General features: G+C 60.3%; 27 protein-coding genes and 1 tRNA gene. 14 read left to right on the top strand and 14 right to left on the bottom strand.

What is annotated here, in order from left to right; genetic code table 11:
• Positions 1–12: 12 nt before the first annotated feature.
• From AC2FD8_RS07025 to AC2FD8_RS07015, 3 genes are read left to right on the top strand one after another with little or no spacing between them, the layout of a single operon-like run.
• Positions 13–1,251: a hypothetical protein gene (locus tag AC2FD8_RS07025; protein WP_496854824.1), complete on the top strand. Its 1,239-nt coding sequence runs from the start codon at positions 13–15 to the stop codon at positions 1,249–1,251.
• Between the two features lie 8 nt (positions 1,252–1,259).
• Positions 1,260–2,219, top strand: coding sequence for a hypothetical protein (locus tag AC2FD8_RS07020; protein ID WP_496874293.1), 960 nt, complete (start codon positions 1,260–1,262; stop codon positions 2,217–2,219).
• A complete protein-coding gene (locus AC2FD8_RS07015) occupies positions 2,209–3,636 on the top strand; it encodes a hypothetical protein (protein ID WP_496854820.1) in 1,428 nt (475 codons plus the stop codon). Before AC2FD8_RS07020 ends, AC2FD8_RS07015 begins: the two co-directional genes overlap by 11 nt.
• Positions 3,637–3,672: 36 nt before the next feature.
• Here AC2FD8_RS07015 and AC2FD8_RS07010 read toward each other — a convergent pair.
• A tRNA-Ser gene (locus AC2FD8_RS07010) sits at positions 3,673–3,762 on the bottom strand.
• A 202-nt stretch (positions 3,763–3,964) separates the two neighbouring features.
• Between AC2FD8_RS07010 and AC2FD8_RS07005 the strand changes: the two genes are divergently transcribed.
• The 8 genes from AC2FD8_RS07005 to AC2FD8_RS06970 are packed head-to-tail and all read left to right on the top strand — an operon-like array spanning position 3,965 to position 11,404.
• A complete protein-coding gene (locus tag AC2FD8_RS07005; protein WP_496854818.1) occupies positions 3,965–5,140 on the top strand; it encodes an SPOR domain-containing protein in 1,176 nt (391 codons plus the stop codon).
• Positions 5,141–5,156: 16 nt separating this feature from the next.
• Positions 5,157–6,323 (top strand): D-alanyl-D-alanine carboxypeptidase family protein, encoded by a 1,167-nt coding sequence (locus AC2FD8_RS07000; protein ID WP_496854816.1) that lies wholly within the window; start codon positions 5,157–5,159, stop codon positions 6,321–6,323.
• Positions 6,320–6,946, top strand: a complete 627-nt coding sequence (tmk, locus tag AC2FD8_RS06995; protein ID WP_496854814.1) for a dTMP kinase — start codon at positions 6,320–6,322, stop codon at positions 6,944–6,946. Before AC2FD8_RS07000 ends, tmk begins: the two co-directional genes overlap by 4 nt.
• Positions 6,947–6,949: 3 nt before the next feature.
• The gene (locus AC2FD8_RS06990; protein WP_496854812.1) at positions 6,950–8,071 is read left to right on the top strand and encodes a DNA polymerase III subunit delta'; all 1,122 of its coding nucleotides are present in this window, start codon (positions 6,950–6,952) and stop codon (positions 8,069–8,071) included.
• The gene (locus AC2FD8_RS06985) at positions 8,068–8,874 is read left to right on the top strand and encodes a TatD family hydrolase (RefSeq protein ID WP_496854810.1); all 807 of its coding nucleotides are present in this window, start codon (positions 8,068–8,070) and stop codon (positions 8,872–8,874) included. Before AC2FD8_RS06990 ends, AC2FD8_RS06985 begins: the two co-directional genes overlap by 4 nt.
• Positions 8,871–9,668, top strand: coding sequence for an MBL fold metallo-hydrolase (locus AC2FD8_RS06980; protein WP_496854808.1), 798 nt, complete (start codon positions 8,871–8,873; stop codon positions 9,666–9,668). Before AC2FD8_RS06985 ends, AC2FD8_RS06980 begins: the two co-directional genes overlap by 4 nt.
• Before the next feature lie 45 nt (positions 9,669–9,713).
• Entirely contained in the window at positions 9,714–10,646 is a 933-nt protein-coding gene (locus AC2FD8_RS06975; protein WP_496854806.1) for an AEC family transporter, read from the top strand.
• 8 nt (positions 10,647–10,654) lie between these two features.
• Positions 10,655–11,404 (top strand): CbiX/SirB N-terminal domain-containing protein, encoded by a 750-nt coding sequence (locus tag AC2FD8_RS06970; RefSeq protein ID WP_496874292.1) that lies wholly within the window; start codon positions 10,655–10,657, stop codon positions 11,402–11,404.
• Between the two features lie 2 nt (positions 11,405–11,406).
• Here AC2FD8_RS06970 and AC2FD8_RS06965 read toward each other — a convergent pair whose 3' ends face one another.
• The 5 genes from AC2FD8_RS06965 to AC2FD8_RS06945 form a co-directional block, all read right to left on the bottom strand.
• Positions 11,407–12,399: a diguanylate cyclase domain-containing protein gene (locus AC2FD8_RS06965; protein ID WP_496854803.1), complete on the bottom strand. Its 993-nt coding sequence runs from the start codon at positions 12,397–12,399 to the stop codon at positions 11,407–11,409.
• On the bottom strand, positions 12,396–12,983 hold the full coding sequence (locus AC2FD8_RS06960; RefSeq protein WP_496854801.1) for a heme NO-binding domain-containing protein: 588 nt from the start codon (positions 12,981–12,983) through the stop codon (positions 12,396–12,398). Before AC2FD8_RS06960 ends, AC2FD8_RS06965 begins: the two co-directional genes overlap by 4 nt.
• A gap of 106 nt (positions 12,984–13,089) precedes the next feature.
• Positions 13,090–14,649: a trimethylamine methyltransferase family protein gene (locus tag AC2FD8_RS06955; RefSeq protein WP_496854800.1), complete on the bottom strand. Its 1,560-nt coding sequence runs from the start codon at positions 14,647–14,649 to the stop codon at positions 13,090–13,092.
• A 122-nt stretch (positions 14,650–14,771) separates the two neighbouring features.
• The gene (locus AC2FD8_RS06950; protein ID WP_496854798.1) at positions 14,772–15,464 is read right to left on the bottom strand and encodes an HAD family hydrolase; all 693 of its coding nucleotides are present in this window, start codon (positions 15,462–15,464) and stop codon (positions 14,772–14,774) included.
• 17 nt (positions 15,465–15,481) lie between these two features.
• Complete coding sequence (locus tag AC2FD8_RS06945; RefSeq protein WP_496854797.1) at positions 15,482–15,766, bottom strand: DUF3572 domain-containing protein; 285 nt, start codon at positions 15,764–15,766, stop codon at positions 15,482–15,484.
• Between the two features lie 89 nt (positions 15,767–15,855).
• On the opposite strand from AC2FD8_RS06945, the gene AC2FD8_RS06940 reads away from it, so the two are divergent.
• Entirely contained in the window at positions 15,856–17,253 is a 1,398-nt protein-coding gene (locus AC2FD8_RS06940) for a diguanylate cyclase (RefSeq protein ID WP_496854796.1), read from the top strand.
• A 5-nt stretch (positions 17,254–17,258) separates the two neighbouring features.
• Here AC2FD8_RS06940 and AC2FD8_RS06935 read toward each other — a convergent pair whose 3' ends face one another.
• From AC2FD8_RS06935 to AC2FD8_RS06920, 4 genes are read right to left on the bottom strand one after another with little or no spacing between them, the layout of a single operon-like run.
• Entirely contained in the window at positions 17,259–17,732 is a 474-nt protein-coding gene (locus tag AC2FD8_RS06935) for a periplasmic heavy metal sensor (protein WP_496854794.1), read from the bottom strand.
• A complete protein-coding gene (locus tag AC2FD8_RS06930) occupies positions 17,729–18,082 on the bottom strand; it encodes a hypothetical protein (protein ID WP_496854793.1) in 354 nt (117 codons plus the stop codon). The genes AC2FD8_RS06935 and AC2FD8_RS06930 overlap by 4 nt, the downstream gene beginning before the upstream one ends.
• Positions 18,075–18,689, bottom strand: a complete 615-nt coding sequence (locus AC2FD8_RS06925) for an RNA polymerase sigma factor (RefSeq protein WP_496854791.1) — start codon at positions 18,687–18,689, stop codon at positions 18,075–18,077. The genes AC2FD8_RS06930 and AC2FD8_RS06925 overlap by 8 nt, the downstream gene beginning before the upstream one ends.
• Before the next feature lie 6 nt (positions 18,690–18,695).
• On the bottom strand, positions 18,696–19,163 hold the full coding sequence (locus AC2FD8_RS06920) for an EF-hand domain-containing protein (RefSeq protein ID WP_496854789.1): 468 nt from the start codon (positions 19,161–19,163) through the stop codon (positions 18,696–18,698).
• A gap of 213 nt (positions 19,164–19,376) precedes the next feature.
• Between AC2FD8_RS06920 and AC2FD8_RS06915 the strand changes: the two genes are divergently transcribed.
• Together AC2FD8_RS06915 and AC2FD8_RS06910 are read left to right on the top strand one after the other, a co-directional pair.
• A complete protein-coding gene (locus AC2FD8_RS06915) occupies positions 19,377–19,772 on the top strand; it encodes a DUF983 domain-containing protein (protein WP_496854787.1) in 396 nt (131 codons plus the stop codon).
• A 17-nt stretch (positions 19,773–19,789) separates the two neighbouring features.
• Positions 19,790–20,491, top strand: a complete 702-nt coding sequence (locus AC2FD8_RS06910) for an NUDIX hydrolase (RefSeq protein WP_496854785.1) — start codon at positions 19,790–19,792, stop codon at positions 20,489–20,491.
• 8 nt (positions 20,492–20,499) lie between these two features.
• On the opposite strand, the gene AC2FD8_RS06905 is transcribed toward AC2FD8_RS06910, so the two are convergent.
• The 4 genes from AC2FD8_RS06905 to nuoN are packed head-to-tail and all read right to left on the bottom strand — an operon-like array spanning position 20,500 to position 25,201.
• Positions 20,500–22,167 (bottom strand): ribonuclease J, encoded by a 1,668-nt coding sequence (locus tag AC2FD8_RS06905; protein WP_496854783.1) that lies wholly within the window; start codon positions 22,165–22,167, stop codon positions 20,500–20,502.
• On the bottom strand, positions 22,164–22,943 hold the full coding sequence (locus tag AC2FD8_RS06900; protein ID WP_496854781.1) for a type III pantothenate kinase: 780 nt from the start codon (positions 22,941–22,943) through the stop codon (positions 22,164–22,166). Before AC2FD8_RS06900 ends, AC2FD8_RS06905 begins: the two co-directional genes overlap by 4 nt.
• A gap of 11 nt (positions 22,944–22,954) precedes the next feature.
• Positions 22,955–23,704 (bottom strand): biotin--[acetyl-CoA-carboxylase] ligase, encoded by a 750-nt coding sequence (locus AC2FD8_RS06895; protein ID WP_496854779.1) that lies wholly within the window; start codon positions 23,702–23,704, stop codon positions 22,955–22,957.
• Positions 23,705–23,758: 54 nt separating this feature from the next.
• Entirely contained in the window at positions 23,759–25,201 is a 1,443-nt protein-coding gene (gene nuoN, locus AC2FD8_RS06890; protein ID WP_496854777.1) for an NADH-quinone oxidoreductase subunit NuoN, read from the bottom strand.
• Positions 25,202–25,213: the final 12 nt, after the last annotated feature.

Raw genomic sequence — 25,213 nt, 5'->3', positions numbered from 1 at the left:
GCGGGGCATCCAATGGAACACCCACCACCCGCCACCCCGATAGACCGCGAGACGCTGGACACCACGCGGATCAAGGTCCGTGAAATCCTTGGGCAGTCGCCCGCCTTTCAGGCATTGCCGCCCGACGAACGCGCGGCCATTGCCCATGACATGGTGCGGGTGGGCAGCTACATGGCGAACCCCGACGGGCTGTTGAAAAACGCGCCAACCCAGCCTGAACCGCTGGCGCAGGCGCAATCCGGCACCCGACCCTCTGCCCGAGGGGTCCGCGATGCCTCGCGCCGCGCGTCAGGCGACCATGGATTCGCGGGTGAGGATTTTGAAGGCGGCGCCATCCGCCAAGGCACCGAGCAATTCGGGGAACTCATTGGAAAAGTTGACTTTCCTCAATTCGTGGGTGGGCTCGTTCAAAATGTTTTTCAAGCGATCGTCACCTCGTCGATCGAACAAATGCGCGCCTATGCCGAGATGCTGAAAAGCGTCTCGCAATCCGTCGACGATTTCGCCCGTGAGAATATCACCGAAAACAACGCCCGTGACTGGCTGACCGACACCTATCCCGACCTGTTCGATGTCTCGGTCGGCGGGGACGAGTTCTCGTTTGACGATAGCGGAGGCGGCCAACCCCGTCTGGTCGCGCGCGGCGAAGAGGTTGAGGGGCGTCTTGCCACGGTCTCGACCGATCTGGAGTTGGACAAACCGGTTACCGATCTGTCGGACCCGGAAAGCGAGGCCAGGCTTGTGCGCGGCGCGCGGCTTGCGATGGCGAAAAGCAGAATGCAGCTGCTCGCGTCCATGGTGGTCCTTGGCATAAACAGGATCGTGGTGACCGATGGCTCGATCCGCGCCAAGGTGGTGTTCGGGATGCGCGCCTCGGATATCGCCCGGAGGCGGTCGAAAGCGTCGCTTTATGATCGCCAAAGCTCTCGCAACAAAAATGTCAGCGGTACGGCGTTTGGGTTCTTCGGCATTGGTGGCGGGTCGGTGAATGTCAACGAGCAGAGCCACATGACCACAGTGGGGTCTTCGCTGGATGAAAGCTCATCCAGTTCGGCAGCGCTCAAGGCGCAGCTTTCGGGGGACGTGCGGGTGAATTTCAAGTCGGATTTCCTACCGATGGAGAAACTCGCCACGCCAGAGATGATGGCGGCGATTCAGGGCAATGCGATGCCGCAACAGCCGCCTCATCTGGCCAATTCCGAAACTACGACACCCCCGTCTGACCAGAACCAGACCGACACACAAGGATGAACGCGGGCATGAACGCGCATGCCATATATCCTGACGACCGCAGCGACGCCCAGCATATCCAACAGTTGGGCGCCTACGCGCAGCAATGCCTTGGCCGATCCTCGCCCGCCCTGGTTGCTCTGGCGCTGATCGACCTGCCGGTCCTGCCCGAGGTACAGATCGCTGACGCGCGCGACGGGGAAATCCTGCACGCCGTCGCGCCCTTGTATTTCGCGATGGAGGTCGAAATGACCGGCCTGACAACCGCCTTGTCGCGCGTCGCGGGGTATTACGTGTCCGGAGGGCTGCGTCTGCCGCGCGGTCCGGTTGCCAGCAAGTTGATGTCGCATCACCGGGATTACGAAGCGCGCAGGCCGTCCGATGACCGATTTGCGGCCTATCTCAGGCTGTTTGGCAACGCCCCCGAAGGTGCGGCGCCCTTTGCGATACAAGGCGGAGTGAACGGAACATTCGACGAAGACATGCTGCGACTGGCCGAAGCCCTGCACCGATACGCCTCTCTGCCTCCTACCGAGCTTTCGCCAATCGTGGCTCGGCGCGACATTGCCCGCGCCGCCCAGAGCCTTGCGACAACTTTATTGTCCCATGCAGGGGGCGCGACCCACTACCTTGCCGACGAAGCCCTGGCCCTGATCCAGCGCGCAACGGACATCTTCGGGGATCGCAGCCTGCAGGCCGCCTTGGGCAGTGCACGGTTTTGGGATGCCGTTTCCGCCAGTCTGTCCGCAGGTCATGGCAGGCCCGGTTTTCGCGACCCCTCCTTGATCGCAAGGGCAAGGCAGCATCTGGCGCGCGGTCGGGCTGGCATGATCCTGATTGAATGGGTGGCAAGTCAGTTGGGTGATCTGGGCGGCGTCTCGCAACTGCGCCTTGACCAGTCCGATCCAGTACTGACCGAAGGCACGCGTTGGCTTGAGGCGACGCTTGACCTTCTGTCCCAGGCCGAGGCGATGCACCATGGCCTCTGACACCGCTCGCCCTGAACAACGCAACAGCGTCCGCGCCGCCGTGCGTGGTTTGCTCGAATCGAACCCCGCCTACGCCAATATCCCCGAGCCCGACCGCAAACGCCTGGCGCAAAATCTCGTGCAATTGACCGAAACCTCGCTGGAGCTGCTGCGCGAAGAAGCCGCCAACGCGCCCCGCCCCGATCCGCCGCTTGCCACAGCCATGTCCGAATCCTTTGATCCGGCGGCCAATCGCCAGCTTTCGGACGTGGCGCAAGCAACTTTAGAGGGAATTGCCTTCCCACGATTCGTGACCGAGCTCGTGAACGGAGTTTTTCGCGGCCTGATTGATGCAAATGCCCAGCAATTACAGGCTTATGTCGAGATGATCTCGGGCGTGACAGCGGCCTCGGCGGACAGTCCCGCCGCTACCGGGCCGGACCAGGCGCGGGTCTGGCTGGTGCAACAATTCCCGGATGCCTATGAACTTGGCACCTCGCAGGATGACTGGGGCAACGAAGAGGAAAACGGTTCCGCTGTCGTGCGGCTGCGCGAAGGGCGAGACGGTCCACCGCGGGAAGAGGTCGCGGCGCTGCTGGAACTTACGGGTGAAGAGGCCGAAGGGTTTGACACTGAAGAGCCTGAAGAAGGGCTATTGGGCCGCGTTCGCGCCTATCTGTCGCGGAAAAAGCAGAAGGTGATCGCCTCGCTCCTGACGTTGGGAATGAACCGTCTGGTGATTGACCACGGCAAGATCAAAGCCGGCATGAATTTCTCGATTGATGCGCGTTCGGCGGCTGAAGAAAACCGTGCGCGGCGATTTGAGATGAAGCATACCTCGACCATGGGCGGGTCAGTGGGTTTTGGTCCGTGGTCGGTCAATGCTTCGATGACCAATTCGATTGGGATTGTGAACACCAATCAAAACCACCGAAGCGAAGAAATGAACCAGAGCGTCAATATGAACGCGGATGTCGAGCTTCATTTCCACTCGGACTATCTGCCGCTGAACCAGCTTGCGGCGGCGGACAGCGTCAATCGTATTCGGGCAGTCAGTTTGAATCCCAACGCTCCGGCGCAGACGCGCGCGCCACGGCAACCATCGGCGGCCCAGGTCGCGGCGCGTTCGGTGGTCAACACGCCGATCCAGCATGCTGAAACACGTGATCCGCCGCAGATTCAGCAGCACCCAACGGGGAATCGCGATCAGGGTAGCAACACCCCCCAGAGGGCGCCATCGGGCAGCGATCAACCCTCGGCACCGGATCGTCAGACACAAACAGGCGCTGATGCAAATCAAACGGCTTCAACCCCGGACAGCCAGACTGCGACACCCGCCCAAGGCGAAAACAGAACGCCATCCAACCCGTCCGACACGACCGCCGACCAAAGCAACACCCAATCAGATGCGGGCGCTTCAACAGCATCTCAGAATTGAGGGAGAACCGGGGCTTTGCGTAACCTGGGGTGGCAGTGGCGGGGAGACAGGGATTCGAACCCTGGGAACGCTCTCACGTTCAACGGTTTTCAAGACCGCCGCATTCGACCACTCTGCCACCTCCCCGTCGAAGGCAGGGTCTAAGGCCATCTGAAATCAGAGGCAAGCCGAAATCGGGAAATCTTGCCGAAGCCGAAGCAGCGGACTTTCCATGACACCCCACCCACGTTATGATCCGCCTGAAAGACCGCAGCAGACCGGCGCAAAGATCCGGCAGGCTGACGGTGGGGCTCGGGAAACGAGGCCCCTTCAGGCAAGGGATGACAAGATGAAGCGAGCGACTGAGATCCGCCAAGGGCCAAAACGGCTGGCGTGCTTGGCTGTGGCCTTGGTGGTGTTGTCGGGCTGCGAAGACACGCTGGCAACCGCCGAAAAACCCGAAGAAAACACAAACACGAACGAGCTTTTCCCGCAAGGATCGAGCGGCACGCAGCGCGATGTCGAAGCGCCGGAAGTGTTCGAAGTGACAGAGGCCGGGCTTTGGGACGGACGTCCCTCACTCGGTGGTATTTGGGTGGCCCACCCGGATGTGACACAGCCCGAGAGGGTGATCATCAAAAACGCCTCGAACAACAAGTCCGTGACCGGCGCTTTGTTCCGGCGCGAACGCAACCTGCCCGGCCCCGCCTTGCAGGTATCATCTGCGGCGGCGGAGCAGCTAGGTATCCTTGCTGGTGCGCCGACCAAGATCAACGTTGTGGCCTTGCGGCGCGAAACCGTCGAGGTCGCCCCACCCGAGCCCGAGGTCGCTGAGGTCGAGCCCACGCCCGAAACAAGCCCCGAGACCGCCACAGCCAGTGACGTGGCCGAGGTTGATGCATCCGAGGCTACCTCTGAGACGGAAAAACCGGCCAAGCGCAAATGGTGGCAGAAGAAAGCCCCCGCCGCAGCGGTGACCGCTGGTGCCGTGGGCGCGGCCGCTGCCGCATCGGACGCAGCCGAAGACGCAGCCAAAGACGGGGCCGAGGCCGCCGTCGAAGCAACCGTTGAGGTATCGACCGCTGCGGCACCCGCAGCAACTGCCGCTCCGGCTTTGACCGATGCGCCGGTGGTTGCCCCTGCCGAGAAACCCGCCAAACGCAAGTGGTGGCAGAAAAAAGACGCCGACGCGATCACCGAAACCACGCTTGACCCGATCGATGGGGCCGCTGCCGCCATAGACGCCGCAGACCCCACGCCGGTCGCCGCGACTGCCGCCGCCTCGTCTTCGTTGTCCAAGCCCTTTGTGCAGGTCGGCACATTCGGCGTTCAGTCCAATGCCGACAGCGCCGCAGCCAAGATCCGCAGGAACGGCATGTCAGCCGAGGTCCGAGAGCTGAAGACCGAAGACAAGACCGTCTGGCGCGTTCTGGTCGGACCCGCCGCCACCCGCGCCGAGCGCAAGGCCATCCAGAACGATGTGAAGGATCTGGGCTTTGGCGACGCGTTCACTGTGTCCAACTGAGAACAGGAGGCACCTCATGCTATCCGCATTGCGAACATCCTTTTTTACCCTCGGGATGGCTGTTCTTGCCCTACCCGCCCACGCCTTCGACACCTCGGCACGCGCGGCATATGTGATGGATCAGACCACTGGCACCGTGCTTCTTTCCAAAGACGCCGACCAGCCGCTTCCGCCTGCATCCATGTCCAAGCTCATGACGCTCTATGTCGCGTTCGAAGCGCTGCGTGACGGGCGTCTGACACTGCAAGAGACCCTGCCTGTCTCGGAACATGCCATGAGCTATGGCGGCTCGACCATGTTCCTGAACACTCAGGACCGGGTAGCCGTCGAGGATCTGATACGCGGCATTATCGTGCTGTCCGGCAATGACGCCTGCGTGGTGATCGCCGAGGCGCTCAGCCCCGATGGGACCGAGGCTGGATTTGCCCGCTATATGACCCAGCGCGCGCAGCAGATGGGGATGAACAACTCGAACTTTGCCAACTCCAACGGCTGGCCCGCTGCCGGGCATATGATGTCCGTGCATGATCTGGCCATACTCGCAGATCGGCTGATCACGGATTTTCCCGAATATTACCCTCTGTTCGCCGAAGAGGAATTTGCGTTTGACGGGCGCGCGCCCTCGAACAAGCGTAACCGCAATCCGCTGCTGCGGTTGGACATCGGGGCCGACGGTCTGAAAACCGGCCACACGCAAGAGGCCGGTTACGGCCTTGTCGGATCGGCCAAACAAGGCGATCGCCGGGTGATCTTCGTCCTCACCGGCCTGGACAGTACCGCTCAGCGGGCAGAGGAGGCTGAGTCCGTGGTTAACTGGTCGTTTCGAAATTTTGTCGAGAGGACAGTTGCCACCGAAGAAGCGCCGATAGCCGAAGCCAAGCTGTGGATGGGTGAGAAAAAGACCGTGGGTCTGGTGCCCGAAGGCGACTTGAACGTGCTGTTCCCGGTTCTTGGCACCCAAAATATCAAAGCCGAAGTGGTCTATGACGGCCCCATTAACGCACCTGTCGCCAAAGGCCAGCAACTGGCCGAGCTGGTGATCAAGCCCGAAGGTCTGCCCGAAATCCGCCGCCCTCTGGTCGCGGCCGAGGCTGTCCCTCTGGGTGGTTTCATAGTGCGCATGATGACGGTCGGCGGCATTGTCCTGAAAGACGTTATCAATAACCCGCTGGAGTCGATGTGACGCAAAACGGGTTATTCCTGACCTTTGAAGGCATAGACGGATCAGGCAAGTCAACTCAGGCCCGGATGCTGGCCGAGTCCCTGCGCAATGCGGGCCATCAGGTCGTTCTGACGCGCGAACCCGGCGGATCGCCGGGGGCTGAAGAAATTCGCCGCCTCGTACTGGAAGGCGACCCTGACCGGTGGTCAGCGGAAACCGAGTTGTTGCTGTTCACAGCCGCCCGCCGCGATCATCTGGAGCGGACAATCCAACCGGCCTTGGCCGCGGGTAAGGTGGTGATCTGCGATCGCTTTGCCGACAGCACAAGAATGTATCAGGGCCTGTCCCGCGGGAACCTGCGGGCGGTTGTCGATCAGCTCCATGACCTGATGATCGGGCGCGAGCCGGACATGACCCTGCTGATCGACATGGACCCGGACACCGGCTTGTCCCGCGCCAAGGGACGGCAGGGCACCGAAGAACGGTTCGAAGATTTCGGGCCTGCCCTGCAAAAACAGATGCGCGCCGGTTTTTTGGCGCTGGCGGATGAGTTTTCCGACCGGTTTCGCGTCATTGATGGCAATCGCGACATGGACAGTGTCGCACAGGATGTGACAGACATCGTCCATGCAGCCCTGCGATAGACGATGAGCGACGACACCCCAACCCCAGATCAGGCCCCCGGAGCGCCCCATCCGCGTGAGACCGCGCAGCTGTTCGGGCAGGACACCGCCGAACAAGCGTTTCTGAGCGCCTACAACTCGGACCGGTTGCACCATGGCTGGCTTCTGACCGGCCCGCGCGGGGTGGGCAAAGCCACGCTGGCATGGCGGATCGCGCGGTTTCTGCTCGCCACTCCTCCGGCAGATGACGGGGGGCTGTTTGGCGCGCCTCCGCCCCCGCAAACGCTGGATATCGACCCGGACCACCCGGTGTCGCATCGCATGACGGCGGGCGCCGAACCGGGGCTGGCGGCGATCACCCGGTCGTTGAATGATCAGGGGCGTCTCCGGAATGAGATCGTGGTGGATGACATCCGCAAGCTGGGCAAGTTCTTCGGCCTGTCCTCGACAGATGGCGGGCGGCGTATCGTCATTGTCGACGCGGCTGATGAGATGAATGTCAGTGCTGCGAATGCCCTTCTGAAAATGCTCGAAGAACCACCGGCGCGCACCACGTTGCTACTGATCTCGCACCAACCTTCGCGCCTTTTGCCGACCATCCGGTCACGTTGCCGAACCTTGCGCCTGTCACCACTGGGGCCCGAGGATATGCAGGCCGCTTTGGCACAGACCGGGGCGGAGGTTCCCAGCCAAACCGATCACCTAGCTGCCCTCTCAGCAGGGTCGGTGGGCGATGCGGTGCGTTTGATTAATCTGGGTGGGCTTGAAATCTATGCCGAGTTGATCGCCATTCTGGGCACCCTGCCCCGCATGGATCGTCAGCGCGCCCTTAAGCTGGCCGAAGCCGCCGCCCAGCGCGGCGCAGCCGAACGGTTCGAGCTGTTGCTGACCCTGATCGACATGGCACTGTCACGTCTGGCGTTGACCGGTGCCACCGGGGCGCCTCCGACTCCTGAAGCCGCCCCTAACGAGGCTGAAATTCTGACCCGCCTGTCGGCCTCGGCCCATCACGCCCGTAACTGGGCCAAGGTGGCGGCCACGATCACCGCCCGCGCACGTCATGGTCAGGCGGTGAACCTTGACCCTGCCGCGTTGGTCCTAGATACGATGTTCAAGATACAAGAAACCTCCGGTCAGAGCAGATGAGCAGCACCCCCCAAATCACCGATAGCCATTGCCATCTGGATTTCCCCGATTTCGACGGGCAGCTGGACCAGATCATTGCCAATGCAGCCGAGGCCGGTGTGACCCGAATGGTCACCATCTGCACTCGCCTGCGCAATGAACCCAGCGTACGCGCCATCGCCGAGACTCATGCACCGATCTTCTATGCCGCCGGCACCCACCCGATGAGCGCGGCGGACGAACCGATGGCGAGTGTCGATGAACTGGTCGCACTAGCGCAGCACCCCAAATTCGTGGGCATCGGCGAGACCGGGCTGGACTATCACTACACCGCCGACAGCGCCGAGGTACAAAAGCAATCGCTGCGCATTCATATCGAGGCGGCCCAACGCACCAGCCTGCCCCTGATCATTCACGCCCGCGCAGCCGATGACGATATGGCGCGCATTCTGGCCGAGGAATACCGCAACGCGCCTTATTCCTGCGTGATGCACTGTTTCTCATCATCGGCCGAGCTGGCAAAAGCTGCCTTGGACCTTGGGTTTTACCTGTCGATGTCCGGGATTGCCGCTTTCCCAAAAAGTCAGGAGTTGCGCGATATCTTCGCAAACGCGCCCGTGGATCGCATTCTGGTCGAAACCGACGCCCCTTATCTTGCGCCGCCCCCATACCGCGGCAAACGCAATGAACCGGCCTATACCGCCCATACTGCCCGCAAAGGGGCCGAGGTATTCGGCATGGACTACGCAGATTTCGCCGCCCAGACACAGTTGAACTTTGACCGCCTGTTCTCAAAAGCAGCACAGTACAAGGCCGCCGCATGACACAGCTGCGCTGTACCATTCTGGGCTGCGGGTCTTCGGGCGGCGTGCCGCGCCTTGGTGGGCATTGGGGCGATTGCGACCCCGAGAACCCTAAGAATATACGCCGCCGCTGCTCGATGCTGGTCGAGCGGGATGGGCCAGAGGGCACGACCTCGGTCCTGATCGACACCTCGCCGGATATGCGTAGCCAGCTGCTGGATACCGGAACCGGACGGTTGGACGGGGTGGTCTATACTCACTCTCACGCCGATCATGTGCACGGCATTGATGATCTGAGAATGATCGTCTTCAACATGAAAACCCGTGTGCCGGTCTGGGCAGATGGCGACACCCAGAACGCCCTGCTGGGACGGTTCGGATATGCGTTCATCCAGCCCGAGGGCTCTCCGTACCCGCCGATTCTGGAGCTGAAATCCATCGACGGCCCGTTCGAGATCGACGGCCCCGGTGGCCCGATCCCCCTGCGCCCGTTCCGCGTCAACCATGGATCAATTGACTCGCTGGGATTTCGGATCGGCAATCTGGCCTATCTGCCCGATGTCGCTGAAATCTATGACGACGCCTGGCCCGAGATGGAAGGCCTGGATTGTCTGGTCATCGACGCCCTGCGCCGCGCGCCACATCCCACCCACGCGCATCTGGAAAAAACGCTTGGATGGATTGAGAAACTTCAGCCCAAACGCGCCGTCCTGACCAATATGCATATCGACCTGGATTATGCGACGGTCGAGGCCGAAACCGCCGACAACATCACCCCCGCCTATGACGGGATGGTGATCGCGCAGGCGCTGTAAGGCCCTGCCCTGCGCGGTCCATATATCGCCAGAACCGGGGGCGATATGCTTCAAAGCTTGATAGACGTCATCCTGCCGGTCTTTCTGGTGATTGGCGCAGGCTATGCGGCGACCCGTTCGGGCTATTTCAAAGAGGTGCATGTCGACGGGTTGATGCGCTTCACGCAGGGTTTCGCCATTCCCTGCCTTCTGTTTCTGGCCATCGCCCATCTGGATCTCAGCGCCAGTTTCGACCCTCGGCTTCTGGCCAGTTTCTATTCGGCTGCTGGATTGTGTTTCTGCGCAGGGCTTTTCGGGGCACGGCTGATCTTTGGCCGCGAGTGGGAGGATTGCGTTGCGATCGGCTTTTGCTGCCTGTTCTCGAACTCGGTCCTTCTGGGCCTGCCCATTACCGAACGCGCCTATGGCCCCGACAGCCTGACCGGCAACTACGCGATCATCGCCTTCCACTCGCCCTTTTGTTACGGCGTCGGGATCACGGTGATGGAGATCGTGCGCAATCGCGGTCATGGCGGCACAAAGATGGTGCGCTCGGTTCTGTCTGCGATGTTCAAGAACGCCCTGATCCTTGGCATTGCGCTGGGCTTTGTCGTCAACCTGTCCGGTCTGGTCATTCCACAAGTCGTGGATGAGGCGCTGGAGCTGGTGACCCGCGCCGCCCTGCCCGGCGCGTTGTTCGCACTGGGCGGCGTGCTTGTGAAATACAAACCCGAAGGCGATCTGCGTACAATCACCTATGTTTGCGCAATTTCTCTGATGTTACACCCAAGCCTTGTATGGCTGTTCGGAACAACCACAGGGCTGCCGCAGGACCTGTTCCGCTCCGGAGTGCTGAACGCAGCGATGGCGCCCGGTTTCAACGCCTATATTTTCGCCAATATGTACGGGCGCGCCAAGCGGGTCGCGGCCTCGTCAGTGCTGATCGGAACTGCCACCTCAATCCTGACCGTCTGGCTTTGGCTGACACTTTTGGGCTAACACCCGCCTTGACACAGAGAACCGGCGACACACTTACCGCTCAGGAACAGGAGCCCGGAATGCCGCACGCCATCATCGTTGCCCATGGTCAGCCCTCAGACCCCAAACCGGCCGAGGCTTCTCTGACCCGCTTCGCCGCTGAGGTGGACGCGCTCGCGGCCAATGTAACTGTCCATTCTGCCACGCTGGCCAATCCCGGCGCGCTTGAAGAGGTGATGGATAGCCTGCCCCACGACACGGTGATTTACCCCTTGTTCATGGCTAAAGGCTGGTTTGTCACCAGCGCCCTGCCCAAACGCATCGGGGATCGCAACTTGCGTATTCTTGACCCGTTGGGCACCGACCCCTTGCTTCCCGATCTTGTAAGCGACGCGCTGAAATCAGCCCTGAAGGCAAAAGACTGGAGCGCGGCAACGTCTGATCTGATCATCGCAGCTCATGGATCGGGCCGCAGCAGAAACCCCTCGGTCGTCGCAAAAGATTTTGCCGATCAGCTTTCGCAGAAACTGGCGTTCCGCTCGATCCGCGTTGGATTTGTCGAAGAACCTCCGTCAATTTTCGATGCAGCCAAAGGCGCGTCAGAGCAGTCACTCTGCCTGCCATTCTTCGCCTGTCGTGGAGGTCACGTTCTGGAAGATGTCCCGGAAGAGCTGAACAAAGCGCATTTCCGCGGCACCGTTCTGCCCGTTGTTGGTGAACTGCCTCCGATACAACGCCGGATTTCGGAAACTCTGCAGACGGCTTTTACCAAGACCTGATCTCAGGATTGCGCCTTTAGCAGCGTAGAATAGAGCCGATGGCAGGATCGACCCTCTCGCTTGGCCTGATACAGTGCGAGGTCCGAGGCCTGCAAAACGTCTTCGGCCCCTGGATTTTCAAAATGCGTGGACAAGGCGGTACCAATACTTGCAGAGACACGGCAATCCCTGTTCTGAAAGCGCATGGGTTGTTTCAGTCTTTCGATCAACCGGTCTGCGATCGCCGAAAGCCGGTCAGTGTTGGACAGGCCTTGGAAGATGATGACGAATTCGTCCCCACCAATTCGCGCCACCGTGTCGTCGTCTCGGGTTTCTTCGATCATGATCCGGGCGGCCTGCTGCAGAACGAAATCCCCCGCAGCATGTCCCAACCGGTCGTTCACGGATTTGAAGTAGTCCAGATCAATATGCATCACCGCAAACGGCGCGTTCGACGCGATCATCTGCCCTAGAAGACTGTCCATCGCACGCCGGTTCTTCACTCCGGTCAGGGTGTCGGTATAAGCCTGCTCCTCTGCTGCGAGCATTGCGCCCTGCAGCCTGAGGTTCAGTGACCGCGACGCATCCATCGCAGCCGATTTCGCCTCAACCAGATAGAGAAGCTCGATCGCCAGATCGGTCCCGGAAAAATCAGCGCTGGTCAGGGCATAGTCGCGCACTGCGTCGAGGATCGAGATACCGAAGGACAAGTTGATAACGGCCCCTTCACCGTCCGGCAGCGGTGCGACCAAACCCTTAAGGGCGGTGCGCGGCTCATCATGAAACCTGAGATGCAGATTCGCCCCAGCCATCGCCATGAGGGCCGGAATCGTTGTCACCGTACGGGGACGGACCATTTCGAACACATCCAGAAAACACTGCCCCTCCATGCGGCAGTTCGGGCGCAGCTTCTGCAGTGTCGGGCCGACGCGCAGGATGCCGCCATCTCGGTCAACCAGCAGAAACATAGGACACAGGGTTTTCAGCAACGCTGCCAGATCATCCATCCGCGTCATGCGCCCCGCGCCCCCAGATCGAATTGCCGCCCCTTGGCAAATGCACTTTCGACAAGCAGGATCGATATGACTTCGGCCTCACCTTGTTGTCCATCATGCGACAACATCACCAAAGCACCGTAATCATCTGCCATCGCGCGCAAAACACCGACCATTGCGCTGGCGTATCCGGGCAGCCCAGGGCCGCAAGTAAGCTGGAATTCAGTCTGCGAAAGCTCCTGCAATTCGAGGGTCGGAAGCGACAGGTCGGACACAGCCAGCCGCACCCGATCTGCCAAGTCATCAAGGGAATGGAGGAATTCAACATATGTCACACCACCGAACCGCAACAGGCGGCGCAAGCCTTCGGTGTTGGGATGCGAGACCAGATAGGTGCCAACATCTTCAAGAATCTCGGTCCGTGGACGGGTCAGTTCCGTACTAAGCGCATCCAGCAAAGCAGTCGTGATGGCATCATCATAGGTCAACATGGCCTCGAACTCGGAAAAACCCAATCCGGCCGAATCTGTTACGCGCTGCCAGCAAGGCCGCCCGTAAGTTGCGCATACAAAAGACTGTATCGCCCGATTGATCAGACCATGCATCAGATGCCTCAGATTGGTTGCATCCGTACTTTGGCCTGACAATCCTTAACAAATAGCCAAGAACCACTGTCGATCAGCGGAAAGACTTCGCAGTATCAAATCGATATCAAAAATCCGTCGGAGCCCCGCCTTCGGCTTTGCGGCGGGTGACGAACTCGGCCAGCTCCTCGCGAATGCCCTCGTCCAGAGGTGGGGCCTCAAAACTTCCAATGATCTCTTTGTACATGTGATGCGCGCGTTCAGCCGTCCAGATACCGCCTGCGATCTCCCAACCCTCATAGTTTTTCCAATCGCTCAGGAACGGTTGATAGAAAGCAGTCGAGTAGCGGTCCTGAGTGTGCTGAATGCCAAAGAAATGCCCGTCATTCCCGACCGCGCGGATTGCATCCAAGGCAATTTCATCCGGGCCAGTCGCCGTCAGGCCTGGGTCCATATAGCGTTGAATTTGCTGAAGGATTTCGCAATCCATGATAAACTTTTCAGGACTCGCGATCAGCCCGCCTTCAAGCCATCCCGCCGCGTGATAGACCATGTTGGTCCCCGACTGCACCGACGCCCAGAGCGAATTTGACGTCTCCCATACCGCCTGTCCATCCGGCACATTCGCCGCACAGACACCCGACGACCGCATCGGCAGACCATAAAAGCGCGCCATCTGGCCCGTCATCTGAGTGGCCCGTATATACTCTGGCGTCCCAAAAGCCGGGGCGCCGGATTTCATGTCCACATTCGAAGTAAAGGTTCCAATCACGCAGGGAATCCCCGGGCGTACATATTGGAACAGCGCGATGGCACAAAGCGCCTCGGCCAGAGATTGCGCCACCGCGCCGGCGATGGTCACAGGGGCCATCGCTCCGGCCAGAGTAAATGGCGTGACCACAATCGCCTGACCGCGCCGCGCCAGACGCAGGCAGCCGTCAATCATCGGATGATCGTGTTTCAGCGGCGAGGTCGAGTTGATGTTGGTATACATCCGCGGCGTGGCCTCGAATTCTTCATGACTCAACCCGCCTGCGATGCGGACCATCTCCATCACATCTTCGACCCGCTCTTTGCCCAGCGAGTAGGCATGCATCGCCTTATCCGTCAGGGTCAGCTTGTCATACAGCACATCCAGATGGCGAACGCTTGCGTGAATATCGACCGGCTCGACCGGATAGCCGCCAGCAAAATGGATACAGTTGAAGTACTGCGTCAGTTTCAGCAGATTGCGACACATCTCGCGATTGCCGGGAACTTTGGTGCCGATTTCCATATCCCAGTAGTTCGGAGGCGATGAGACGTTGCCAAACAGGATGTTCCGCCCACCGATTTCGATCGTCCGGTCGGGATTGCGGGGCGTGATCGTGAAGCGGCTGGGGGCTTTTGCCACCATCTCCATCACGAAATCGCGGCCCATCCGCACGTTGTCACCGTCGATAGTGCAGCCCGCCTCACGCAGGATGCCTTTGGCCTCTTCGTTATAAAATTCGACCCCGATCTCTTCGAGGATTCGCATGGCACCGTCGTGGATTGCCTCGACCCCGCCCTGATCCAGAGGCTCGGTCGGCGCATCAATATTGACCGGTGGGTTCCACGGCATCTGATCAATTGCCGCACTTCCCCTGCGCTCGGCAGCGCCTGCGCGCCCTCCGCTGCGACGTCTGCGCGAATTGGTTCCAGCCATGCTCGACTCCCTGCCATTTGCCTGTCCTTAAGCAAGCCCGGGAACGCGCTGGTGGGCCGCTCTATATGCGACAGATTTTGTCGCTTACAAACTTTGAGCCGCCGGAAACTGGTTCTGCAGATTTAGTTTTCCGCCAACCACGCCGGGATATGACCAATATCGGGCAGGACAACATCCGCCATCCCGGCCAGCTCATCGGCTTTAGCGAGACCGGTCAGAACTCCGATCGTGGTCATCCCTGCGGCGCGCCCGGCCTGCAGGTCGTGCAAGCTGTCTCCGACCATGGCGATACGATCAGGCTGCATGCCAATATGTGCTGCAAATGCCAGAAGTTGGCCAGGGCCGGGCTTGAACCCATGGCCGCTGTCATACCCGGCGATAAAGTCGAAATGGTCTTTGACGCCCACCGACTCCAGGTGCTGAAGCGCCGGGTGTTCGCTGTCATTTGTGGCGACACCCAGCTTGAGGCCGGCCTGTTTCAACGCGTCCAGGAACGGCCCTAACGGCACCGCCTGCGCTTGCGGCGCGGCGGCGGCTTCGGCATTCATCAACGTGATCAAGGCGTTACGCGCGATCCCATCGACATGCGGCAACAACGCATCTGCGATTTCCTCAACGGTCCCCGCAATCACGACGCTATTAGGGGAATAAGTCTCGGTCTCAAGGTCGAAGCCGATGGCCCGACCCAGCTCCGCCGCACGATCCCGGTCATTCTCGGCTATGCGCAACAACATGGTCCGTCCGAACGTGCCCCAGGTGTTGGCGAAGTCAAACAGCGTGCCGTCCTTGTCGAACACGATCGCATCTATTGGCATGAAAAGCTCCTGCAGGGTCAGGTCCAGTGAACGTCGGAACCACCCGACAACATCGCTTGCGCCTGAGCGGGTTGGTCATACGGCACCGTCATCGCGTCACAAAAGGCCATGATCCACGAATCGTCAAGCATCAGGAAATCCAATACCGAGGCCAGAAACTCGGGCTCACCGGCCCTATCGCGTAAATCATTTACTGCAGCGCCGGTCGAGCCCAGAAAAATGGGCAAAAGCTCCTCATTCCCGACCAGCCACCCGAGGGCATTCAGGGCCAGAGTCTGGGCGGAATCTTCGGAAATCGACATAAACTGGCCTTAGCCCCCTGTTTTGGAAAGGGTTTGTTAACCAGACTCATAAACACTTTGTTCACGCATGCAATCAATGGTGAGCAACTATGTCCGTGCAGGGAACCATCCTTGTTTTAGATGGGGTATCTACGAACCGCATCATGCTGAAGGTTCAGCTGACAGCGGCGTGGTACCACGTGGTACAAGGAGAGAAATTGGAAGGCCTCGCTGCGCTCTTGCGGCGTGCGCGACCTGATCTCGTGCTGACCGCGCAAACGCTGCCCGACGGCACGGCGGCGGATGTCAAAAGCCTGATCGCGGAAGATCCGACCTTGGGCGACGTGCCCGTTGTGGCCCTGACCGCCCAGAATGACAAAAAGGCACGGCTGCGGGCTTTGGCCGATGGTCTGGATGATGTTCTGACCCACCCGTTCAAGGACACACTGCTGCTGGCCCGTATCCGCAGCCTGTTGCGCGCACGGGCTGACACGCAGGACCTGCAATTGCGCGAGGACCCCCAGTCTTTGGGCCTGGCCGAGCCGGAAACGCCGCTCATTGCAGCCCCCAAACGGGCCCGCGTTGCGGTTCTAGCGCAATCGCCGCGCAACGGCGCGCTTTGGCAAAAGGCGCTTTCCGGGCAGTCACGCTACGCGCTGACCTCGCACCACCAATCGGACCTTCAGGCCTTGCTCTCTGGTCCGGTCCCGGATGCAATTGTGGTCGAACTGGATGCAGACCGATCTGCGCTGAACGTCCTGGCCGACCTCCGATCGCGGGGCACCACGCGCCATACGGTTCTGATCGGCGTGCTGAGTGACAACAACGCCACCCGCGCCTCCGAGGCGCTGGACCGAGGAGCAGATGCCGTCTGCCTCGGCGGGTTCTGCGCAGATGAGATCGTCTTGCGGCTGGACAACCAGATTGCCCGCAAAAGCCGGATGGACCAGATGCGGGATTCGCTGAAGAAGGGGATCGCCGAATCGTGGATCGACCCGCTGACCGGGTTGCAGAACCGTCGCTATGCCATGCGCGCCATCCAGCAGATAGCGCAGCGATCGGCACAGACCGGACGGGGTTTTGCGCTGATGCTGGCTGACCTGGATCATTTCAAGACGATCAATGACCAATACGGTCACGCCAGTGGTGATTGCGTGCTGACCCAAGCGGCGGCACGCATGCAACAGGTCGTCGGCAAAGCCGGGTTCGTCGCGCGCATCGGCGGAGAGGAGTTCATGATCGCCGTTCCCGAAATCTCGCGCGCCAATGCGCTGACGATGGCCAGCACCCTGTGCGATGCGATCTGTGCGGCACCCTTTCAATTGCCAGATCTGAGAACTCCGATTTCCGTAACCATAAGTGTCGGTCTGAAAATGTCTGCGCCGGCCTATCTGTCACAAGACGTGGCCGAACCGGTCGAGCAGTTGATCAAGTCCGCAGACAAAGCGCTGTACGCGGCCAAACAGGCGGGGCGAAATCAAGTGCAGATCAGGCAAAGCGCTGCCTGATCGCTTCAGTGCTTTTTCTTGTGACCGCGCGGGCCGCGTTTGACGACCTCTTCCAGGCGGGTCGCATAGGTCTGGCGTTCCTCGTCGCTCATCTGTGTGACGACCACCAACCATTTCTGTTGCAGCGAGGCCTGAAGTTCCGCCGTCGCTTGCGCCTGCTGCTGCAGCAAAAGCGTGACGGTTTCAGGATCAAAGGGAACCGCACGCAACGCCTCGCCCACGGCCGCAAAGTCCTGCGACCGCCCTTTGGCCCCTTTACCGTGCAGGCCGGACAGCTCTCCCTTCAGGGCTTTGCGGTCCTCTTTCGGCAAGGCGCGGTACAGTGCGGGCCCAAAACCGGGCGGCGCCTTGGCGTGATCGCTGTTCTTCAAACGCAATACGCTGCCAACCGCGACCCCGACAATCAACAGGTTGACCGCCAATGAGAGAGCCAGAAAAATCGGCATCCAGCGACGTTTCGGTTTTGGATCAGTGTTCATTCCGTGATCTCCAGAAAACTGGTGTCAAATCCAAGGTCGGCCGCCAGAATGCTGTCATCCGTTGCGCCCAAAAGGCCGCCCGTATCCGGTAGAACGGCAGGCGCAAAAAACCCAATGAAAATTCCGGTAATACTGGCAGCGGCCAAGCCACTAAAGCCTTGCCATCCACCGATATTGCCCAGAATGCGTGACCATAGGGACGGCTCCGAATGCGCGTGTTTTGCCAACCGCTGCATCCGTATGGCCTCGGCATCCGTTTCGATACGCACGGCAAGATCATCCGGCAGCCCGGATCGGTCCTTGCGCGCCTGAGCAAACAGGTTTTCCAGTTCCATATCGTCATCAGCCATCGTCATACCCCAGTTCTTCCCGCCGTCCGGCCAATATGGCGGACAGTGCCCGCTTTCCACGCGCGGTCAAGCTCTCGACCGCTTCTACCGATAGGCCCATGACCCCGGCAATCTCGGGGTTGGACAGCTCCTCAATATGCCGCAACACGACAGCCTGTCGCTGTCGGTCGGGCAATTGCATAAGCGCGCCCTGCAACGCATCATTGCGTGCCGTATCCTGCATTTTCTCAACCACGCTGGCCGCCTGATCGGAGGGTTCGGCCTCTTCTGGCAGTTGCTCAGGTGCCTTTTTGCGCTTGCGGTCCAGACACAGATTCAACGTCACCCGATAGAGCCACGTTGATACTTTGGCCGTGCCCGGCACCCAATTGGGGGCCATCTGCCACAGCCGCATCATGGCATCCTGCGTCACATCCTCGGCCTCTGCCCGGTTGCCCAACATGCGCAAAGAGACCGAATAGCAGCGCGGGCCCAGCCGATCCGTCAATATCCGCGCCGCCCCGGGGTCGCCATCAGCAAACAGCCTCAGCAACCTATCGTCGCCAAGGTCGTCCGCGGCGCATTCCACACCGCGAACGTCTTGAGGGTGGGAGGTCAGGTCCTCCATCCTGCATCAGCTATCGTCAGCGTCCGACTTATGGCGCTTTTTGTGGTGCTTGCCCATCTTGTCTTTTGCATCGGCAAATTCCTGTTCCGAGATACCGCCGCTGCTATCCGCGTCGATCCGATCAAACATCTTGCCAGCCCGGCGTGGTTTCGGCAACTCATCGGTGCTGAGGGCGCCATCACCATTCGCGTCATGCTTTTCGAACATCTTGGTCACACGGTCGCTGGCCTTCTGCTGGGCCGCGGCCTGCATCTCCTCAAGGCTCAACTGTCCATCGCCGTCAGTATCCGCCTTTGTGAAGCGCTGTGCGCGATGGGCCTGCATCTCTTCTTTCGTGATCTGGCCGTCCGCATTGGCGTCCAGTTCCTGAAACGAGACAGGCTCGCGATCCTTTGGGCCGGCTGCCAATGCCGATGTACCTGTGATCGCCACTGCCGACAAAACGATGGCCGGGATGAATTTCGAGTTCTTCATATCGGTTTCCCCATATTGGCGCGACCTGATTGCCGCTGCTCATACCCATTCAAACGCGGCACCATCGGGTTTCCGTCGAAAAAAGTTTAGCGAAGGATCAGCGGGTCACGAACGCGTATCCGGACCGGGCGATGCAAAGCGACGCACCCCCCTTTTCTATTGCGGCAAACAGGCCCATTATCGGCCAAAGATAGATGCGCGAGTTACATTATCATGGATCAAACGATCACCCCCGCAGTGGAAAAAGAGCGCGAAACATGGCCAGCTTTGGTCAAGGGCTTTCGTTGCAAATGCCCGAAATGTGGTGAAGGCAAGCTGTTGCACAGCTACCTGAAGGTCAACGACAGCTGCTCAAATTGCGGTCAAGAGCTGTTTCACCACCGCGCAGATGACGGCCCCGCATATCTGACGATCCTGCTGGTCGGGCACCTGCTGGCCCCGGCGCTGCACGTCTCATACGTGCATTGGCGACCGGACCCATGGACGATGGCCATCGTGCTTTCCATCGGCTGCATAGCGCTGTCGCTGTTCCTGCTGCCTCGCCTGAAGGGGGCTGTCGTGGCTTATCAATGGGCGCGGCGCATGCATGGGTTCGAGAAAGCCGCGTGACCGCATCAGGCACCAGCATGAGCGTCGACAAGACTGCCATCCGCGACGCAGCCACCGTCATCGTTCTGCGGGACAGGTTTACCGTGCCGTCGATCCTGATGGGGCAACGCGGGGCCAAGGCGGCGTTCATGCCCAACAAATTCGTGTTTCCCGGCGGCGCAGTCGACCCCGAAGATGCGAGTATCCCACTGGCCGCCCCCCTGCCCCCACTCTGCTATGATCGCTTGGCCGAGCAGGCCGAGGCTGACATGCAGCAGGCGCTTGCCGTCGCAGCGATCCGCGAGCTGTGGGAGGAAACCGGGATGGTTCTCGGCCAACCCGGTGAGTGGGACGGCGATGCTCCGGCGGATTGGGCCAGCTTTGCGGCGTTGGGCTACAAACCCTCGGCCGAAGCGCTGCAATTCGTGTTCCGCGCCATTACCCCTCCGGGTCGGCCCAGACGGTTTGATGCGCGGTTCTTTCTGGTCGATGCGCAGGAGATTCACGGCGATCTGGATGATTTCAGCCGCGCCTCGGATGAGCTGTCACACCTGCAATGGATCAAACTGGACGAGGTCCGCAACTTCGACCTGCCCTTCATCACCGAGGTCGTACTGGCCGAGATTACGGCCCGGGTCACCGACCCGACACCGCCATCCTCGGTCCCGTTCTACCTGAACAATGACGAGGCCAGCCTGTTCCAAAGGCTCAGGGGCTATCCCATGCCCGAGGTTGACTGACCCCAACCTTACTTCATGCGGCTGATCACAACCGTAACTTCGGGTTTTTTTCCGATCTCGGACCTAGCCGTCTGGCGCACGATCCGGCGCAGGGCCTCTTCCAGCTTGTCATCATCGCGCAGGGTTTTGGCCTCGGCCCGCATCAGGAACTGGTTCAGGTCTTCCTCAAGCACCTCAACCAGCGCCGCGCGAGAGGTTCCTGTTTCCGGAAGGCCCATCGTATCACACCATGGCTCACCCAGAGGCTCATCCTCTTCATCCAGAATGACGGTCACGGTCACATGGCCGTTCAGCGCCATGCGGATACGGTCGCGCACGACCCCGTCCAACGCACCGACCTTGACCGTGCCATCCAGATAGGTCCGCCCGGTTTCGACATAGTCGACAACTTTCGGCGCATTGCCGGTCAGGTCCAGCATGGTCCCGTTGACGGCCAGAATACCCGTGCGTCCAGCAGCCTCGGCCAGTTTGGCATGTTCGCGCAAGTGGCGATGTTCGCCATGCATCGGGATCACCATCTGCGGGTCGATCAACCCATGCACTTTCTCAAGATCAGGCCGGTTGGCATGGCCCGATACGTGATAAAGACCCGAGCTGTCATCCACCACATCCACGCCCTTTTCGCTGAGCTGGTTGATGATGAAAATCACGCCGCGCTCGTTGCCGGGGATGGTCTTCGAGGAGAACAGGAAAAGGTCGCCCTCTTTCAACTCGATACCGCGGTATTTACCACGAGCCAGTTGCGCGCTGGCGGCGCGGCGTTCACCCTGACTGCCGGTTACAATCAGCATCAGGTTCTGACGCGGAAGCTCTACGGCCTCTTCGGCGCTGATCACTTTGGGGAAATCCGACAGGATGCCGGTTTCTGTCGCAGCCTCGATCATCCGGCGCATGGCCCGGCCCAACAGCACGACCGAGCGCCCGGCCCGCTGGCCAGCCTCGGCCAATGTCTTCACCCGCGCCACGTTCGAGGCGAATGTGGTCGCCACGACCATACCCTCGGCGCTTTCGACCAACTTCGTGATCTCGGGGCCGACCTCGGATTCTGAACGTCCGGGGTGGTTTGAGAACACATTGGTGCTGTCACAGACCAAAGCCTTTACGCCGGACTTGGCGACGTCGGCCCAAAGATCGGGGTCAAACGGTTCGCCCACCACTGGATTTGTGTCCAGTTTGAAGTCTCCCGAATGCACGATCCGCCCTTCAGGCGTGTCGATCACCAGCGCGGCGCTTTCGGGGATCGAGTGCGAAACCGGCAGGAACCCAACGGTGAATGGCCCGGCCGAGATCTGCTCGGGCCAAGCCGAGGCAGTGCGCACGGCATCTTCGGGGTGGCCGTGTTCTTCCATCTTCCGACGGGCGATATTGGCGGTGAAGGCGCGCGCATAGATCGGCGCACCCAGCGCCTCATAGCAATGCGCAACGGCGCCCACGTGGTCTTCGTGTGCGTGCGTGACAAAAACCGCTTCAAGCCGGTCGGCGCGTTCCCGCAGCCATGAGATATCGGCGTGGATCAGGTCGACACCCGGCGTGGTGTCCATGTCAGGGAAGGTCACGCCCAAATCAACGAGGATCAGACGCTCCTTGCCCGGCGCACCGTAGCCGTACACATAGGCGTTCATGCCGATTTCACCGGCCCCGCCCAACGGCAGGTAGATCAGTCTTTCGCTGCTCATGTTGAGCCATTTTCCTTGTTATAGCGATGGATCACGGTCAGCCCGTGCATCGTCAGATCATCTTCGATTGCGTCGAACCCTACGTCGGCCTGATCGAACAAGGGTGCGAGCCCTCCGGTTCCAACGACTTTCATCGGCATTCCGTATTCCGCCTTGATGCGGGCGATCAGCCCCTCGATCAGACCGGAATAGCCCCAATACACGCCCGATTGGATACAGCCAACCGTATTCGTGCCAATCACCTTGTCCGGGCGGGTGATGTCGATATGAGGCAGAGCGGCGGCCCCTTGGTGCAGCGCCTCAAGACTCAGGTTCACGCCCGGCGCGATAATGCCACCAACATAGGCCCCATCCGATGCGACGACATCAAAGTTGGTCGCGGTTCCGAAATCGACAACCACAACGTCTCCGCCATGACGGTCAAACGCCCCCACCGCATTGGCGAGGCGGTCGGGCCCTGGCACCGTGCCCTCATCAATGCGCGGGGCGACCGGCAGCAGGCAATCCGGTTTGCCCACAACCAGCGGACGACAGCCAAAGAACCGATCCGCAAAGATACGCAAGTTGAACACCACGCGCGGCACGGTCGAGGCGATGATCACATCCGTAATGTCAGCCTCGATGCCGTAGTGCTTCACCAGCGTGGAATACCAGGTGAAATACGCGTCCGCCGTGCGTGAATGATGGGTCGAGGTGCGCAGGGTACACAGGAAATTCTCGCCATCCCAGATCGAGAAAACGGTATTTGTATTGCCGCAATCAATGGCCAGAAGCATCTAAGCCCCCTTCAGAAAAACACGTCCGCCGCAGGAATGCTCACACGGCCTTTGGCGGTGTTTAGGACAAGGTTGCCCCCCGCGTCCACCGTTTCGAAGGTACCAACCGTTTCCGACGTAGCGGTACGGGCGGTAATGACCTCGCCCAATCTTGCTGCGCGGGACAGCCATGCTGTGCGGATCGGTTCAAAACCGTAAGTGACGAATTGGGTTTCATAGCCGGCATAGGCCACGGCGAGTTCAGTCAGAAAATCCTCGGGCGTGACGTGGGCGCCGGTTTCCGACAGCAGAGAGACAGGGCGCACCGCGCCCGGCTCAACCGCTTCAGCGGCTGGGGCTTCGGTCAGGTTCACGCCGATCCCGATCGACAGATGTGACACCCCGCGCCCCTGCCCGGTGCTTTCCAACAGAATACCCGCAAGCTTACCGCCATTCAGCAACACATCATTGGGCCACTTCAGAGACAAACCCGACGCCCGGCCCGTGACCGCGACACAGGCGTCAAACAGGGCCAACGCGGCCACGAAACTTCGCAGTGCCGCACTTTCGGGGTTGCCCTGAGGGCGCATCAGAAGGGTCGAGGCCAGATTGCCCCTAGGATTGGCCCAAGCCCGTCCACGCCTGCCGCGTGCTGCGGTCTGGTGATGCGCCATGATCCACACGGGACCTTGCGCCGTAGGGGCAAGCCGCGCGGCTTCGTTCAGCGTGCTGTCGACCTCCTGCAAGATGTGCAGGCCGTATCCGTCAGGCCAACTGCTCATGTCAGAATGGCCCGACTACGCGGGTTAGCGGCCGCATCCTGTCGGCAAGGTTCATCAATTGACAAGTGTGGCTGCGGCAGCCGCTGCTGCGCCCTCGACACCGAACTGGTAGAACACGCCGATCAGCATCAAAGCCGCCGATCCCATCAAGGCCACCCACAATACCGGGGTTGAGCGGGTCTCGATAGGTTCCTCATTCTCGTCACCGAAATACATGTAGAAGACGATCCGCAGGTAGTAGAACGCGCCGATGACCGAGGCGATAGCTGACACAATCACCAACCCGGTCAAACCCGCGCTGACACCGGCCTGCCAGACACCGAACTTGGCAAAGAAACCAAGCATGGGCGGCACACCTGCGAGGCTGAACATCAAGATCAGAACGGCCAGAGCTTTGCCCGGATCACGCTTGGAATACTGGCGCAAAGCGTCGATGTCGGTGACCGGTTTGCCGTCCCGCTCCATCATAAGGATGAAGGCGAAGGTGCCGATGTTCATCGTCACATAGATCGCCAGGTACATCAGCATGGATTTCACGCCCAGCTCGGTTCCGGCAGCCAGACCGATCAGCGCATAACCCATATGGGCAATCGAGGAAAACGCCATCAGCCGCTTGATGTCACGCTGGCCAATGGCCGCAACCGCACCCAGCAGCATGGACAGAACCGACAGCAATACGATCACCTGCTGCCAGTCCTTCACGATGCCCCCAAACGCGTCATGCAGCAGCCGTGCAAACAGCGCCATGGCGGCCACTTTCGGGGCCGTCGCGAAAAACGCCGTGATCGGGGTCGGAGACCCTTCGTAAACATCTGGGGTCCACATATGGAACGGCACAGCCGAGACCTTGAAGGCCAGGCCCGAGATCAGGAAGATCAGACCGAAGAGCAAACCGATCGAGACGTCTCCGGCCTGAACGGTGGTGATGATGCCCGAGAACAGCGTGGTGCCGGTGAAACCGTAAACCAGCGACGCGCCATAAAGCAGCAAGCCCGAGCTGAGCGCACCCAATACGAAATATTTCAAACCGGCCTCGGTGGATTTCGCACTGTCCCGACGCAGCGCCGCCACAACATAAAGCGCCAGCGACTGCAGCTCCAACCCCATGTAAAGCGACATCAGATCGCCCGCGCTGACCATCATCATCATCCCGACCGCAGCCAATGCGACCAGAACTGGATATTCAAACCGCAGCAGGTTGCGGCGGGCCATGTATTCCTGGCTCATGACCAGAACGGCAGCGGCGGAAAGCAAGATGGCAACCTTGGAAAACCGCGCAAAGCCATCATCGACGAACATGCCGTTGAACGCCACGTTGGTCCCGTCGCCGTTGCTTGATATCCAGATCGCCAGAAGCGCCATCAGACCCGCCGTTGACCAGACCAACGCCGGGGCCAGCTCGTCCTTCTTGGTGTAAACGGCACCGATCAGGGCAGCCATCGCATATACGGCCAGAACGATCTCTGGCAGGATTGTCGTCAGATCAGCCTGGATCATGTCTCCAAAGCT

The organism is Ruegeria sp. YTSC192 (genome assembly GCF_059609705.1).
This window is presented reverse-complemented; position numbering and strand designations above follow the sequence as displayed.